The organism is Bradyrhizobium barranii subsp. apii (assembly GCF_011516635.5).
In the GTDB taxonomy this organism is placed as follows: Bacteria; Pseudomonadota; Alphaproteobacteria; order Rhizobiales; family Xanthobacteraceae; genus Bradyrhizobium; species Bradyrhizobium barranii.
Genome location: NZ_CP096255.1, coordinates 8,045,288 through 8,060,138, shown reverse-complemented (window position 1 = coordinate 8,060,138; position 14,851 = coordinate 8,045,288). Strand labels below are relative to the sequence as shown.

Annotated in this window: 12 protein-coding genes and 2 pseudogenes; 13 read left to right on the top strand and 1 reads right to left on the bottom strand. The window is 64.7% G+C overall.

Annotation, left to right across the window (positions count from 1 at the left end; translation table 11 throughout):
• The first annotated feature begins 4 nt into the window (after positions 1-4).
• From HAP41_RS38665 to HAP41_RS38605, 13 genes and pseudogenes are all read left to right on the top strand, one after another.
• A pseudogene (locus HAP41_RS38665) lies at positions 5-1,078 on the top strand (ABC transporter ATP-binding protein).
• Positions 1,075-2,034, top strand: a complete 960-nt coding sequence (locus HAP41_RS38660; protein WP_166082158.1) for a sugar kinase — start codon at positions 1,075-1,077, stop codon at positions 2,032-2,034. Before HAP41_RS38665 ends, HAP41_RS38660 begins: the two are co-directional and overlap by 4 nt.
• Positions 2,031-3,068 (top strand): tagatose 1,6-diphosphate aldolase, encoded by a 1,038-nt coding sequence (locus HAP41_RS38655; protein WP_166082159.1) that lies wholly within the window; start codon positions 2,031-2,033, stop codon positions 3,066-3,068. Before HAP41_RS38660 ends, HAP41_RS38655 begins: the two co-directional genes overlap by 4 nt.
• 48 nt (positions 3,069-3,116) lie before the next feature.
• A pseudogene (locus HAP41_RS38650) lies at positions 3,117-4,245 on the top strand (mandelate racemase/muconate lactonizing enzyme family protein).
• Positions 4,246-4,490: 245 nt separating this feature from the next.
• The gene (locus HAP41_RS38645; protein WP_166082160.1) at positions 4,491-5,723 is read left to right on the top strand and encodes a branched-chain amino acid ABC transporter substrate-binding protein; all 1,233 of its coding nucleotides are present in this window, start codon (positions 4,491-4,493) and stop codon (positions 5,721-5,723) included.
• A 119-nt stretch (positions 5,724-5,842) separates the two neighbouring features.
• On the top strand, positions 5,843-6,790 hold the full coding sequence (locus tag HAP41_RS38640; protein ID WP_166082161.1) for a branched-chain amino acid ABC transporter permease: 948 nt from the start codon (positions 5,843-5,845) through the stop codon (positions 6,788-6,790).
• Positions 6,787-8,067, top strand: coding sequence for a branched-chain amino acid ABC transporter permease (locus tag HAP41_RS38635; protein ID WP_166082162.1), 1,281 nt, complete (start codon positions 6,787-6,789; stop codon positions 8,065-8,067). Before HAP41_RS38640 ends, HAP41_RS38635 begins: the two co-directional genes overlap by 4 nt.
• On the top strand, positions 8,064-8,816 hold the full coding sequence (locus HAP41_RS38630) for an ABC transporter ATP-binding protein (RefSeq protein ID WP_028149572.1): 753 nt from the start codon (positions 8,064-8,066) through the stop codon (positions 8,814-8,816). Before HAP41_RS38635 ends, HAP41_RS38630 begins: the two co-directional genes overlap by 4 nt.
• Positions 8,816-9,511 (top strand): ABC transporter ATP-binding protein, encoded by a 696-nt coding sequence (locus tag HAP41_RS38625; protein WP_063985355.1) that lies wholly within the window; start codon positions 8,816-8,818, stop codon positions 9,509-9,511. The genes HAP41_RS38630 and HAP41_RS38625 overlap by 1 nt, the downstream gene beginning before the upstream one ends.
• A gap of 235 nt (positions 9,512-9,746) precedes the next feature.
• On the top strand, positions 9,747-10,961 hold the full coding sequence (locus tag HAP41_RS38620) for an ABC transporter substrate-binding protein (protein WP_166082163.1): 1,215 nt from the start codon (positions 9,747-9,749) through the stop codon (positions 10,959-10,961).
• A gap of 88 nt (positions 10,962-11,049) precedes the next feature.
• Positions 11,050-12,243, top strand: coding sequence for a CaiB/BaiF CoA transferase family protein (locus tag HAP41_RS38615; protein WP_166082164.1), 1,194 nt, complete (start codon positions 11,050-11,052; stop codon positions 12,241-12,243).
• 102 nt (positions 12,244-12,345) lie between these two features.
• Complete coding sequence (locus tag HAP41_RS38610) at positions 12,346-12,564, top strand: hypothetical protein (RefSeq protein WP_071916378.1); 219 nt, start codon at positions 12,346-12,348, stop codon at positions 12,562-12,564.
• A gap of 220 nt (positions 12,565-12,784) precedes the next feature.
• On the top strand, positions 12,785-14,347 hold the full coding sequence (locus tag HAP41_RS38605; RefSeq protein ID WP_166082165.1) for a L,D-transpeptidase: 1,563 nt from the start codon (positions 12,785-12,787) through the stop codon (positions 14,345-14,347).
• Between the two features lie 93 nt (positions 14,348-14,440).
• Here HAP41_RS38605 and HAP41_RS38600 read toward each other — a convergent pair whose 3' ends face one another.
• Positions 14,441-14,845 (bottom strand): hypothetical protein, encoded by a 405-nt coding sequence (locus HAP41_RS38600; protein ID WP_166082166.1) that lies wholly within the window; start codon positions 14,843-14,845, stop codon positions 14,441-14,443.
• Positions 14,846-14,851 lie beyond the last annotated feature (6 nt).

Below are 14,851 nucleotides of genomic sequence, written 5' to 3'. Positions count from 1 at the left end.
GATCATGGCTTCGATCTCGATCCGCAACCTCACCAAGCGCTACGGCAATTTCACCGTGATCCCCGATCTCAATCTTGAGATCGCGGACCACGAATTCGTCGTGTTCGTCGGCCCGTCCGGCTGCGGCAAGTCGACCTTGTTGCGCATCATCGCCGGCCTCGAGCCGATTTCGTCCGGCGATCTCTACATCGGCGACAAGCGCGTCAACGGCGTCCAGGCTGCGCAGCGCGATATCGCGATGGTGTTCCAGGATTACGCGCTCTACCCGCACATGCGGGTCTACGACAATATGTCGTTTGCGCTGGAGCTGAGAGGCACACCGAAGGCCGAGATCGACGCCCGCGTGAGGCGTGCGGCCGCACTGCTGCACATCGAGCCCTATCTCGACCGCAAGCCGAAGGAGTTGTCCGGCGGCCAGCGCCAGCGCGTCGCCATGGGCCGCGCCATCGTGCGCAATCCCAAGGCCTTTTTGTTCGACGAGCCGCTCTCCAATCTCGATGCGAAGCTGCGCGGGCAGGTGCGGGCGGAGATCAAGGCGCTGTCGCAGGAGCTGAAGACCACCATGGTCTTCGTGACGCATGACCAGATCGAGGCCATGACCATGGCCGACCGGATCGTCGTGCTCCAGAGCGGCACGATCCAGCAATACGATACACCGGAGACGGTTTACGAGCGGCCCGCCAACTAGTTCGTCGCCGGCTTCATCGGCTCGCCCGCGATGAATTTCTTCCCGGTCGAATGGCGTCAGGAGCGCGCGATCCTGTCGCAAGGCGGAACGGTGGTGCCGCTGGACGGCGAGACCGCTGGCTGCCTGAGCAAGGCCGGCAACGCCGTGCTGGGCATTCGCCCCGAACACTTTGCCATCGCCACTGATGCCGCCGATGGCATCGCCATCAACGTCAAGCTGGTCGAGCCGCTCGGCTCGGACACGCTGATCCATTTCGATCTCGCCGGCGGCTCTGCCATCGCGCGGGTCGATCCGGCGCTGCGGCCGAAGGTTGGTGATCGCATCAATCTGCGCCCACAGTCGGGCAAGACGCATTTGTTCGCTGCATCCAACGGACAGGTCTTGCGGTGAGTGCGTCGGCAAACATCGGCGATCTCTCGGCGCTGGCCGACCTCGCGTCCGGCACGAAGCCCGTGCACGTGATCTGCCTCGGGCTGTCCGCGCTCGACCAGGTCTGGCGCGTCGATCGGCCGTTCGCGGGTGGAAGCGAGAAGATCAAGGCGGTCGAGTACGGCACGCTCGGCGGCGGCATGGCCGCCAATGCGAGCGTGGCCGTGGCGAAGCTCGGCGCGTCCGTCGCGTTCTGGGGGCGGGCAGGGAATGATGCCGCTGGCCACGAGATGAAATCGGCCTTCACGGCCGAAGGCGTCGATGTCGAGAATTTCCGGCTGTTTCCCGATGGCCGCTCGTCGGTCTCCGGGATTATCGTCGATAGCAGCGGCGAGCGGCAGATCGTGAATTTCCGTGGCCTTTACCCGGAAACCGCAGACTGGCTTCCGCTCGAAGCCGTCGCGCGCGCATCCTCCGTGCTGGCCGATCCGCGCTGGGTGGAGGGAGCTGCGACGCTGTTCCGGGAAGCGCGATCGCGCGGCATTCCGACGGTGCTCGACGGCGACATGGCCGATGCCGAGGTATTCGAACGGCTGCTGCCCTTGACCGATCACGCCATCTTCTCCGAGCCCGCGCTCGCCGCCTTTGCCGGCTCGGCCGAAGATAAATCTCTCGCAGCCCTTGCGCGCTTCGGCTGCCGCGTCATCGCCGTCACGCGCGGCGAGAGCGGCGTGAGCTGGCACGAGAACGATCAGCTGCACCAGCAGGCCGCCTACGCCGTCGATGTCGTCGACACCACAGGCGCGGGCGACGTCTTTCACGGCGCCTATGCGCTCGCGATCGGCGCCAGCCTCGACGTGCGCGCCGCGATGGCGTTTTCGGCGGCGACGGCCGCCATGAAATGCCGCCGCGCTGGCGGCCGGAACGGAATCCCCGATATCAACGAGTGTCTTGTATTCATGAGGACGAAGCCATGAGAACGATTGGAAAGAACCGCGGCCTGGCACGGCTTGCTGACGTGGATGGCCATTTTCGCATGGTCGCGCTGGATCAGCGGCCGCCATTGTTCGATGCCATTGCGAAGGCAAAGGGGATCACGCGGGACCAGGTCGAATATTCCGACGTCACGGCGGCCAAGCGTCTCCTGGTCGAGAACCTCGCGCCGCATTGCAGCTCGATGCTGTTCGACCCGAACTTCGCAGTGCCTGCCGCGATCGACCTGCTGCCGCCGCGCTGCGGTCTGATCATGACGCTGGAAGAGCACCGCGTTGAGGAAACCGCGGGCGGCCGCAAGTCGCGCGCGATCACTAATTGGAGCGTGGAGAAGATCCGCGCCATGGGCGGCGACGCCGTCAAGGTGCTGGCCTGGTACCGGCCTGACGCCGATGCCGCGGTGAACGAGCACCAGAAGCGTTTCGTGCGCGAAATCGGCGAAGACTGCGCCCGTCACGATATTCCGTACGTGCTCGAGTTGCTGGTCTACCCGTTCCTCGGCAGCGCCAATCACACGGCCGATTACGTGGAATCGCCCGGCAAGCTCCCGGGCCTCGTGATCGACAGCGTGCGCGAATTCGCAAAGCCTGAATACGGCGTCGATCTTCTCAAGCTGGAGAGCCCGCTTGCAGCCAACAGCCTGCCGGCGCGTGACGGCAGCGCGGAAGCAAAGGCCGCGCAGAATGAGTTCGATGCGATCGGCGATATTTGCCGCGAACGCAGCATCCCCTGGGTGTTGCTGTCGGGCGGCGCTGCGCCTGAAAAGTTCGAGCGCGTGCTCGACTACTCCTATGCCGCAGGCGCAAGCGGCTTCCTGGCGGGCCGCACCATCTGGCTGGATGCCGTCCTGAAGAACTTTCCGGATCGCGCAGCGGTGTCGGCCAGCCTGCGCAAGGATGGCCTCGGGGTGCTGGAACGGCTCAATCAGCTGACCACGGCCAAGGGCACGGCGTGGAAGGCGCGCTTCCCGGTGTTCGCTGATATCAAGCAGGAAGGTGACTTCGCGCGCGCCTACTGAGATGGTAACGGTCCCGCGTGGTCTCACCTCGGTCGCAGGACCTGTAATATGACGACTGACAGCTTCACCATCCGCTCGATCGAGGCGTTCTGCTATCGCTATCCCTTGGGCGACGCCGGTGGTGACGTCGTTCGGCAAGATGCTCAACCGTCCGGCCGTCTTCGTTCGCGCAGTCGACGAGGACGGTGTCGAGGGATGGGGCGAAGCCTGGTCCAACTTTCCTGCACCGGGCGCCGAGCACCGCGCCCGGCTTGTCAATGAAGTGCTGGCTCCGGGGCTTGTCGGGCGCAGATTCGACAGTCCCGCCCAGGCTTTCGAGGTCCTGTCGAAGGGGACCGAAGTGCTGGCGCTTCAATGCGGCGAGCCCGGTCCGTTCGCGCAGGCTGTTTCGGGCATCGATCTCGCGCTGTGGGACCTCTCCGCGCGTCGGCGGCGCTTGCCGCTGTGGCGGCTTCTCGGTGGGCAGTCGCGCAGGATCAAGGTCTATGCCAGCGGCATCAATCCGGGCGGCGCCGCGCAGACGGCCGAAGCCGCGCTCACGCGTGGCCATCGCGCGTTGAAGCTGAAGGTCGGCTTCGGTGCAGACACCGATCTCTCCAATCTGGCCGCGCTGCGCGCGATCGTCGGTGCGGGCATGCTCGCCGCCGATGCCAATCAGGGCTGGTCGGTTGATCAGGCGCTGGAGATGCTGCCGCGGTTGGCCGCGTTCGATCTGCGATGGCTGGAGGAGCCCATCCGCGCCGACCGGCCGCGCGAGGAATGGCGCCGGCTGCGGGCAGCCGCGAAAACGCCGATTGCCGCGGGCGAGAACATTTCGAGTGTCGAGGGATTCAAGGGCGTCCTGGCCGAAGACCTGCTCGGCGTCGTTCAGCCCGACATCGCGAAATGGGGCGGGCTGAGCGCATGCGCCGGCGTCGCGCGCGACATTCTGAAGGCGGGCAAGACGTTCTGCCCGCATTATCTCGGCGGCGGCATCGGACTGCTCGCCTCGGCGCATCTGCTGGCCGGCATCGGCGGCGACGGCTGGCTCGAGGTCGATGCCAACGACAATCCGCTGCGCGACCGGTTCTGCGGTGCCGTTGCCAATGTCACTGATGGTACGATCGTCCTCGGCGAGGAACCGGGGCTCGGATTCACGCCAGACCTGTCGGGAATCGCGAACTATCGCAGCCTGTAGACGGCTGCGACACCTGCGTCGTCGGGTGCCGCGCAGGCCAGTTTCCCCTTGCGTTCTATTCCTCGTCGCGGAAAGCTGCCGGCGAGACGGGTAGCCGCCTTCACATTTCATAACGATGGCCGGAGCCATGTCTCGCCGAGCTTGAAAATCAAAGTTCGTTCTGCTCATTAGAGATCTGCAATTGCGCTGCAACATGCGCAAAAAGCCCATCGACTAAAGTCGATGGCCAGCGAGGAAACGAAAAAATGCGCAAGCTCACTTTGGCCATTGCCGTGATCGCCCCGATGCTCGGTCATGCCGCGTCGGCTGAGGACACCCTCAAGATCGGCTACATCGATCCGCTCTCCGGCGGTGGTGCCAGCGTCGGCGAGGGTGGTCTGAAGACATTCCAGTATCTGGCCGACGAGCTCAACGCCAAGGGCGGGATTCTCGGCCACAAGATCGAGATCGTGCCGCTCGACAACAAGACCAATCCGCAGGAGAGCCTGGTGCAGGCCCAGAAGGCGATCGACGCCGGGGTCCACTACATCACGCAAGGCAACGGCTCGTCCGTCGGCGCGGCGCTGTCGGATTTCGTCACCAAGAACAACACGCGCAATCCCGGCAAGGAAGTGCTGTACTTCAACTACGCCGCCGTCGATCCCAGCCTGACCAACGAGAAGTGCAGCTACTGGCATTTCCGCTGGGATGCGAGTTCCGACATCAAGATGGAGGCGCTCACCAACTACATGAAGGACACCGCCTCGATCAAAAAGGTGTACCTGATCAACCAGGACTATTCGTTCGGTCAGTCCGTCCGCTCCGACGCGCGCAAGATGCTCGGCGCCAAGCGGCCCGACATCCAGATCGTCGGCGACGAGCTGCATCCGCTGCTGAAGGTCACCGATTTCTCGCCCTATATCGCCAAGATCAAGGCGTCCGGCGCCGACAGCGTCGTCACCGGCAATTGGGGCCAGGACTTCGCGCTGCTGCTCAAGGCTGCCGCTGACGCCGGCCTGAAGGTCAACTGGTACACCTATTATGCCGGCGGCGCCGGCGGCCCCACTGCCGTCAAGCAGACCGGTCTCGATCATCAGGTCTTCCAGATCACCGAAGGCTTTGCGAATTCCGGCAACAAGGTCGCGATGGATTACGAGAAGGCGTTCCGCGCCAAGGTCAATCTGTCGCTCTGGTACCCGCGTGCGGTCAACGAGATGCGCATGTTCAAGGCGGCTGCCGAGAAGGCCAACTCGATCGATCCGGTGAAGGTGGCGGCGGCGCTCGAGGATCTGAAGTTCGAGGTCCTGGACGGCGGCACCGGCCTCATGCGCAAGGACGACCACCAGTTCCTTCAGCCGATCTACATTTCCTCCTTCGGCAAGCTGACCGAGAATGAGCCGTTCGACGAGGAAAACACCGGCTGGGGCTGGCACCTCGTCTCCAAGGTCGACACGGCGCAGGCCATGGTCCCCACGACCTGCAAGATGGCGCGGCCGTAATCACGACATCCGTCGTTTTCTCGCGGCCGACATCGGTCGCGGGAAGGCGGTGGCCGGACTATTCTTGATTGGGCGATGTTCGCCGGGGCCATCAGGCCCCGGAGAGAGACGAGTGCGCTGTGCTTGAACTCATTGTCATTTCGACCCTGAACGGCGTGCTGTTCGGCATGCTGCTCTTCCTGCTGTCGAGCGGGCTGACCGTCATCTTCAGCATGATGGGCGTGCTCAATTTCGCGCATGCCAGCTTCTACATGCTTGGCGCCTTCTTCGGCTTCCAGCTCACGAAGTGGATCGGGTTCTGGCCGGCGCTGGTGCTGGCGCCGCTGCTGGTCGGCGCCATCGGCATGGCGGTAGAGCGCTACGGCCTGCGCAACACCCACAAGCACGGCCATGTCGCGGAATTGCTGCTGACGTTCGGTCTGGCTTTTGCGATCGAAGAGATCGTGTCGATGATCTGGGGCAAGAGCCCGGTCGACTACCGCGTGCCGTCGTTGCTCGACTTCCCGGCCTTCACGATCTTCTCGACCAACTATCCCGCCTACAAGATCTTCATGCTGGCCGTGTCGGTCGTGATCTTCGTGGCGCTGCTGGTCGTGCTCAAGCGCACCCGCGTCGGCCTGATCGTGCAGGCGGCGCTGACGCATCCGCACATGGTCGGGCATCTCGGCCACAATGTCGGGCGGGTGTTCATGGTGGTGTTCGGCGTCGGCAGCGCGCTCGCCGGTATTGCCGGCGTCATCGCCGGTCCGGCCCTGGTGACGCAGTCGGACATGGCCGCGGCACTCGGGCCCATCCTGTTCGTCGTCATCGTGTTCGGTGGCCTCGGCTCCTTGCCCGGCGCTTTCATCGCATCGCTCGTCATCGGCCTGGTGCAGACCTTTGCGGTGGCGCTGAACGGCTCGCTGGCGAGTGCGTTCGGCCCGCTCGATCCGTCGGCTGGCCCGTCCGTTCTCACTGACATCTGGAACGTCACGATCGCCCAGGTCGCGCCGATCGTTCCCTATATGCTGCTGGTGCTCATTCTGATCGTTCGCCCCATGGGCCTGATGGGGACGCGCGAGTCATGACCGCCAAACCGATTTCGACATCGAAGCCCGCCGGCGACGGCCTGCGCTTCTACGGCGTCTGGCTGATCGGCATCGCCGCACTGGTCGTCCTGCCGCTGATCTTCTCCTCCGGCGGCTCGCTGACGTCCTTCAGCCTGATCGGCATCGCGATCGTTTTCGCGCTCTCCTACAACATCCTGCTCGGCCAGACCGGCCTGCTGTCGTTCGGTCACGCCGTGCATTACGGCCTCGGCGGCTTCGCGGCCTGTCACATGATGAATGCGGTGGTGTCGCACGGCTGGCCGATCCCGCTGCCGTTCATTCCGCTGTTCGGCGGGATCGGTGGTCTCGTCTTCGCTGTCATCATCGGCTGGGTCATGACCAAGCGCGCCGGCACCGTGTTCGCGATGATCTCGCTCGGCATCGGCGAATTGGTGGCGTCGTCCTCGCTGATCCTGCGCTCGGTGTTCGGCGGCGAAGCCGGCATCACCACGGATCGCACGGCACTGCCCAAGATGTTCGGCTGGTCGTTCGGGCCCCAGGTTCAGGTCTATTACCTCATCGCGTTCTGGCTGGTGCTGTCAGCCATCGCGATGTACGCGCTGACCCGGACGCCGCTGGGACGGATCAGCAATGCCGTCCGCGACAATCCCGAGCGTGTCCAGTTCATAGGCTACGATCCTCACGTCGTCCGCTATCTCGCCTATTGCTTTGCCGGGTTCTTCGCGGGCGTCGCCGGCGGCCTGACCGCGATCAATTTCGAGATCGCGAACTCCGCGCTGCTCGGTGCGATCCAGTCCGGTCTGGTGCTGTTCTCCACCTTCATCGGCGGCATCGCCTATTTCTTCGGGCCGATCCTCGGCGCGATCCTGGTGACCTATCTCCAGCTCGGGCTGACAGGCCTCACCAGCGTCTGGCAGCTCTATTTCGGCATCATCTTCATCGGCATCGTGATGTTCGCGCCGGGCGGCATCGCCGGCCTGTTGATGATGCACCGGCCGCTGGTTCGCGCCGGAACGCTTTGGACGGTGATCCCGTCCTATCTCGTCGCTATTGTGCCGACCCTGGCGCTCGCCTGCGGCGTCATCCTCACCATCGAGACGCTCGCGCGCTATTCCGGCGGCGACCCGATCAACCTGTTCGGCATTCCCTTCAATGCGAAGTCCCCGGTGACGTGGATTTCCGCAGCAGTTCTCGTCGTCGGCGGTGCGTTCGTCGCGCGGCTGAGCTGGCGGAGGATCGCGGACGCGTGGGACAGGGCTGCGACGGTCGCCCGTGACCGGGGGTATCTGGCATGAGCGCAGCAGCCATCGAAGTCCGCGCCGTCGAAAAACGCTTCGGCAATGTCGGCATCATCCGCGACCTCAACCTCAGCGTCGCGAAAGGCGAGCGTCACGCCGTCATCGGCCCGAACGGCGCCGGAAAATCCACGACGTTCAATCTGATCAGCGGCCACATCAAGCCGACCTCGGGCGAGGTGAAGCTGAACGGCGATGTGATCTCAGGCCTGCGGCCGTTCGAGATCAACCGGCGCGGCCTGTCGCGCTCGTTCCAGGTCACCAACGTGTTCGCCCGCATGTCGGTCTGGGAGAACGTCCGCTGCGCCGTGCTGTGGGCGACGGGGCACCGCTACGCTTTCTGGAAGAACGTCGACAGCCTGCCGGAAGTGCGCGAGCGCACGGCTCAGATCCTGGACGACATCCATCTCACGCACCGGCGCGATGTTCCGGCGGGACTTCTGACCTACGCCGAGCAGCGCGAGCTCGAGATCGGCATCACCATCGCGAGCGGGGCCACGGTCGTCATGCTCGACGAGCCGACCGCCGGCATGAGCCACGCCGAAACCGACCGCGCGGTGTCGCTGATCCGGCGACTGACCGAGGGCAAGACCCTGGTCATCGTCGAGCACGACATGAGCGTCGTATTCGGCCTTGCCGACCGCATCTCCGTGCTGGTCTACGGCCACATCATCGCCTCGGGCACGCCGGAAGAGATCCGGCGCGATCCGAAGGTCAAGGAAGCCTATCTCGGCGAGGAAGCGCATTGATGCTCGAGGTCAGGGATCTCCACGCCTATTACGGCAAGAGCCACATCCTCCAGGGCGTCGACCTCGACGTCGCCGCGGGCGAGGTCGTGAGCCTGCTCGGCCGCAACGGTGTCGGCCGCTCGACCACGGTCAAGGCGATCATGGGCGAGGTCGCGCCGCAAGGCACGATCCGCTTCAAGGGCAAGGACATCGCCGGCCTTCCCAGCTACAAGATCGCGCACCTCGGCCTCGGCTATGTCCCTGAACATCGCGATATCTTCCCGAGCCTGACGGTTCGCCAAAACCTCCTGCTCGGCGTCAAGGACACGCGCCGCCCCGGCAAATGGCGGCTTGAGGATATGCTCGAGATGTTCCCCAATCTCGCCGCGCGTGCCGATACGGCCGCGGGCGTCCTGTCGGGCGGTGAAAAGCAGATGCTCACCACCTGCCGGACGCTGATGGGCGATCCGGACCTGATCATGATCGACGAGCCGACCGAGGGTCTCGCCCCGCTCATCGTGCAGCAGGTCGGCGATCTCATTGCGCGCATCGCGCAGGCCGGCGTCGCAATCCTGCTGGTCGAGCAGAAGCTCTCGATCGCGATGCGGATCTCGAAGCGCGTCTACATCATGGGTCACGGCCGCGTCGTGTTCGAGGGGACGCCGGACGAGCTCAAGGCCAATGCCGCCGTGCGCCAGGAATGGCTTGAAGTCTGACGCATGGCTCGAGGTCTGACGCTCACATTGTCGTGTGACGCGCGCGTAAAATAGAACGGCTGCAAGCCGCGCATACGCATCTGAATTCTTCGCTACATCTCACGCTTCATAATCAGGGTATCGTCGCGCTCGCCGGCATCGCAATCGATGCGGCCGATGGAAACCAAGAAGAAAGTGGAGGGCGCCGGCGGCAGCCTGTGAGCTCACGCGTCGATGCGTCTTGCCTGGGAAGGAGATGCCGAGCATGCCGGGAAGACAACTGGTCCGTGGAGTCGTTGCTCTGCTTGCGGCGCTAGGCGCCGCTTCGGCCGCGGCGGCCGGAAACTACGACACCGGCGCGACCGACACGTCGATCAAGCTCGGGCAGACCATGCCCTATTCGGGACCGGCCTCCGCCTATTCCGCGATTGGCCGCGCCGAGATCGCCTATTTCAAGATGCTCAACGACAAGGGCGGCATCAACGGCCGCAAGGTCGAGCTGCTCAGCATGGACGACGGTTATTCGCCGTCGAAGACGGTCGAGCAGGTTCGCCGCCTCGCCGAGAGCGACGAGGTGCTGGCGATGTTCTCGATGCTCGGCACCGGTCCCAACATCGCCGCGCAGAAATACCTCAACGCCAAGAAGATCCCGCAGCTGTTCCCGTCGAGCGGCGCCAGCCGCTGGAACGATCCGCAGCATTTTCCCTGGACCACCGGTTCGCAGCCGACCTACCGGACCGAAGGCCGCATCTATGCGAAGTGGATTCTTGCAAACAAGCCGAATGCCAAAATCGCCGTCATCACGCCGAACGAAGATCCCGGGCGCGACTATCTCGCCGGCTTCAAGGAAGGGTTAGGGGAGTACGTCAACCAGATCGTGTCCGAGGCCACCTACGAGACATCGGATCCGACCGTGGACTCCCAGATCGTCAAGTTCAAGGCCGCCGGCGCTGACGTTGTTTTCAACGAGTGCACGCCGAAATTCGCAGCGCAAGCGATCAAGAAAATCGCCGAGCTCGGCTGGAAGCCGCAGATGATCCTTCCCGCCGTTTCCAACTCCGTCGGCTCCGTGCTGGTGCCGGCCGGGCTCGACAATTCCGTCGGCATCGTCACCGGTGCTTTCCAGAAGGATCCCGGTGATCCGCGCTGGGAGAATGATTCCGGCATGAAAGCCTGGCGCGAGTGGATGAAGACGTACAATTCGAGCGCCGATCCGGCCGACGTCTTCAACGTCACCGGCTACACCATGGCGCAGATCATGGAGCTGGTGCTGCAGCGCGCCGGCAACGACCTCACCCGCGCCAATTTGATGAAGCAGACGCAGTCGTTCAAGGACGTCGAATTGCCGATGCTGCTGCCGGGCATCAAGCTCAACACCTCAGCCGAGCAGGTGACGCCGATCCGGCAGTTGCAGATGGCGCGCTTCAACGGCAAATCCTGGGAGCTGTTCGGCGACGTGATCGGCGAATAGGATCGACGCAATGTGACGGGCGGGCTGGTACCAGCCCGCCCGCCTGTCTTGTCCCGCAGTTGCTTCCTCCAACGACAGTGAAACGACGATGACACCGACCGGCCCCCTCAGCGGTATCCGCGTTCTCGATCTGACGAGCGTGCTGTTCGGCCCCTACGCTGCGCAGATGCTCGGCGACTGGGGCGCCGATGTCATCAAGGTCGAGCCGCCCGCGGGCGATACCTGGCGCTACACCGGCGTGTTCCGGAATCGCGGCATGAGCGGCCAGTTCATGGCCGTCAACCGCAACAAGCGCAGCCTCGCGCTCGATCTGAAGCATCCGGATGGCAAGGCGGCGTTGGCAAAACTGATCCCGACAGTCGATGCGCTCGTCACCAATGTGCGACCCGCGGCGATGGCGCGCCTCGGCTTCGGCTATGAGGCCTGCGCAAAGCTCAATCCGCGCCTGATCTATGCCGCGGCGACCGGCTTCGGCCAGGACGGGCCGTGGGCAGCGCGCCCCGCCTTCGACGAGATCATCCAGGCCGCGTCGGGCCTTGCTTCATCGATCGGATCGGACGAGGAGCCGGAATTCGTTCCGAGCCTGATAGGCGACAAGATCTGCGCGATGGCGATGGTCGGCGCGGTGTCCGCGGCCTTATTCCGGCGCGAGCGCAGCGGGCAGGGCCAGATGGTCGAAGTCCCCATGCTGGAAACCATCGCCGGCTTCAACAGTATCGAGATGCTGGGCGGGCACGCGTTCGACCCGCCGATCGGCCCGACCGGCTACAAGAGGATGAAGAACCGGCGCCCGGTGCAGACCAAGGACGGCTGGCTGACGATGCTGCCCTACTCCGCAGACAATTGGTGCGCCTTCTTCGAGGCTGTCGGCCGCCCCGAGCTGATCGAGGAGCTCGGGGTGCGCGATCCCGTGCTTCGTTCCCAGAACATCGACAAGGTCTATGACCGCATGAGCGAGATCGGGCCGACCCGCACCACCGCGGAATGGGAGGAGCTATTGCTGCGGCTGGACGTGCCGCACACCGCCTTCGCCCGGCTCACCGAGATCGGCGAGCAGCCGCATCTCGCCGCCGTCGCATTGTTTGCGGATATCGATCATCCGACCGAAGGCCGGATCCGGCAGGCGCGGCCCGCGACGAAATTCTCGGAAAGCCCGGCCGGCATCCATCGCATGGCGCCGCGCCTCGGCGAGCATTCGCGTGAGGTGTTGCGCGAGGCGGGCCTGAGCGATGCGGAAATCCAGGCCGCGGTGGATAGCAAGGCGGTCGGGGTCGCGTCCTGAGCCGGCCGGCGTTCGGGAACCGCATCTCTGTGATGACGGTCACATCCTGCTGTCGCGGGCGGGTCTAGCGTAGGTCTGTTCATCTTCGCCCCGGATGCGGTCATGACCACCACCGACTTTGCCTTCGTTCTGCGCAGGCTGGGCCTTGCTGCCGCTCTCATCTGCGTCCTCCTGAGCCTGACCGTGTTCGCGGTCCTGCTAATCGTGGAGCACGAACCGGTCGGGCAGGCTGCCGCGCACGCTCTGCCGCTCATGGTGTATGCGCTGTTCGGCCTGTTCGGCGCTGCAATGACACGGCTGATCGGGCGCCGAACCCACTAGCCGGACATTGTGCCGCAGCGATTCGTGACCAGCCCCGGGCCGGCTCCGGCCCCAGCCCACCTTCCGCCCGCGCGAGCCCTCGTATATGAGAGATTTGCCGCCTGATAGGTCCGAATATTGCCGGATACGGAACGCAAGGTGGCTGCGAATTCTTAATTCAAAGATCGCAATCTGACGTGATCGACGTAAGGCGCGGACTGGTACTGGACCGGGGAATGGCATGAAAGACCTGATGACGACGGCGCAATCCACCACGGCGATGCGGCGTTGGCGGCCCCCCGGACTTGTTGCGCTCGCAACGGCCGTTGCCCTGACGGCGCTGAGCGGAAGCGCCGAGGCGGCCAAGCAGGCCCGCCAGCCGGCCGAGGCGGTGGCGCCGCGCGAGGCCGGCGAGCCGATCATGGCGATCGTGTCGATCAAGAGCCAGCAAGTGACTTTCTACGATTCCGACGGCTGGATCCTGCGCGCGCCGGTGTCCACCGGCACCACCGGCCGCGAGACGCCGGCCGGCGTCTTCGCCATCGTCGAGAAGGACAAGGACCACCGCTCGACCATGTATGACGATGCCTGGATGCCCAACATGCAGCGCATCACCTGGAACGGCATCGCGCTGCATGGCGGGCCGCTGCCCGGCTATGCCGCTTCGCACGGCTGCGTGCGGATGCCCTTCGGCTTTGCCGAGGGCCTGTTCGACAAAACCAACATCGGCATGCGCGTGATCATCTCGCCGAACGACGCGGCCCCGATCGATTTCACTCATCCCTCGCTGTTCGTGCCGAAGCGCGAGGCCATCGCGGCCGTGCCGAACCGGTCCGACAAGCTCTCCGCTGAAGCCGAGGAGGCGATCCAGGCTGCCGCCGAGGCCAAGAAGGCTGCGGCCGCGGCCGCGAAGGAGGCCGCGTCGCTTCCCGCATCGCTGCGCAAGCTGGAACAGCAGAAGACCAAGGCCGACGCCGAGCTCGCTTTCGCCGACAAGAAGATCGCGGCCGCCAAGACCGATCAGGCGCGGGTGCAGGCCGAGGAGCTGAAGCAGAAGGTTGCGACCAAGGCCGCCGACGCTGCATCGGCGCTCGATGCCGCCAAGGCCGCCGCGCAGCCGAAGCGCGACGCCGTTGCCGCCACCAAGGAGGCGGCAAAGGTCGCGGCAACCAGGAAGGCCGATGCCGTGACGGCTGCGACCGACGCCAAGCTCGCGCTTGAGCCGGTGTCCGTTTACATCAGCCGCGCGACGCAGAAGCTCTACGTGCGGCGGAACACGCACAAGCCGGCGCCGGATGGCGGCGGCGAAGTATTCGACACCAGCATCGAGGTGCCCGTCACCATCCGCAGTCCCGACCAGCCGCTCGGCACGCATATCTTCACCGCGATGGCGAAGGCCGATACCGGCCTGCGCTGGAGCGTGGTCACGATCGAGAACGGCGACGACGCCAAGGACGCGCTCGATCGCATCACCATTCCGCAGGACGTCTGGGATCGCATCGGGCCGACGGCATTGCCGCGTTCGTCGATCGTGATTTCGGACGAGCCGCTGAGTGCCGAGACCAACTACCGCACCGAGTTCGTCGCGGTGCTGAGCAATCATCCGCAGGGCGGCTTCATCACCCGCAAGCCGACCGCGCCGCCGCCGATGGAAATGGCAAGCGATGACAGCTGGGGCAATGGCGGCAACGGCTTCGGCTTCTTCTTCCAGCAGCAGCCGAACCCGCAGCCCGTCAATCCGCGCCGCCGCGGCCAGTATCAGTATTATCAGCCGGCGCAGCCGATGCAGCGGGGCTTCTGGTAGGACGGCGCGCCGCGCTGGGCCGCGTCATCGCCTGAGCTGAAGATATCTGTCGTCGGCGACCGCAGCGGCGCCGACGACGGGCATTCCGGCTGTCTACTGTGGACCCGTCGACATGCCCTGCAACTGCCGAAGCGGATTGAGCGGGCCAAGCGGGATCAGCTCGAAGCTCATGAGATGAGCCTGCCCCAGGGGCAGCTTTTCGAGCATGTCATGAGCGGCCGCGATATCCGTGACGTTCAGGATGAACGCGACGCCGACACGATTTTGCAGCGAGTACCACTGGTCGATTTTGCCATCGAGATAGAGCTTCACCGTCTCGCGCACTTCCATCGGCAGGACGGCGCGCGCAGCGGCGACATCGGCGCCGGGGTTTACCGTGCCGATCGCGAGAATTCGGGTGGTCGGTGTCGGTGGCGTGGGTGACTGCGCGCGTCCGGGGACGGCGGAGGTCAGGCACAGGGCGAATGCCAGGAGACCGGCAGCGAGTGTAAGCTTCATTTGAAA

Excerpts from the sequence above, each read along its gene's own strand:
- HAP41_RS38630 (WP_028149572.1), top strand. The coding sequence starts at position 8,064 with ATGAGCGCAGCAGCCATCGAAGTCCGCGCCGTCGAAAAACGCTTCGGC.
- HAP41_RS38620 (WP_166082163.1), top strand. The coding sequence starts at position 9,747 with ATGCCGAGCATGCCGGGAAGACAACTGGTCCGTGGAGTCGTTGCTCTG.
- HAP41_RS38655 (WP_166082159.1), top strand. The coding sequence starts at position 2,031 with ATGAGAACGATTGGAAAGAACCGCGGCCTGGCACGGCTTGCTGACGTG.
- HAP41_RS38600 (WP_166082166.1), bottom strand. The coding sequence starts at position 14,845 with ATGAAGCTTACACTCGCTGCCGGTCTCCTGGCATTCGCCCTGTGCCTG.
- HAP41_RS38605 (WP_166082165.1), top strand. The coding sequence starts at position 12,785 with ATGAAAGACCTGATGACGACGGCGCAATCCACCACGGCGATGCGGCGT.
- HAP41_RS38635 (WP_166082162.1), top strand. The coding sequence starts at position 6,787 with ATGACCGCCAAACCGATTTCGACATCGAAGCCCGCCGGCGACGGCCTG.
- HAP41_RS38625 (WP_063985355.1), top strand. The coding sequence starts at position 8,816 with ATGCTCGAGGTCAGGGATCTCCACGCCTATTACGGCAAGAGCCACATC.
- HAP41_RS38615 (WP_166082164.1), top strand. The coding sequence starts at position 11,050 with ATGACACCGACCGGCCCCCTCAGCGGTATCCGCGTTCTCGATCTGACG.
- HAP41_RS38610 (WP_071916378.1), top strand. The coding sequence starts at position 12,346 with ATGACCACCACCGACTTTGCCTTCGTTCTGCGCAGGCTGGGCCTTGCT.
- HAP41_RS38645 (WP_166082160.1), top strand. The coding sequence starts at position 4,491 with ATGCGCAAGCTCACTTTGGCCATTGCCGTGATCGCCCCGATGCTCGGT.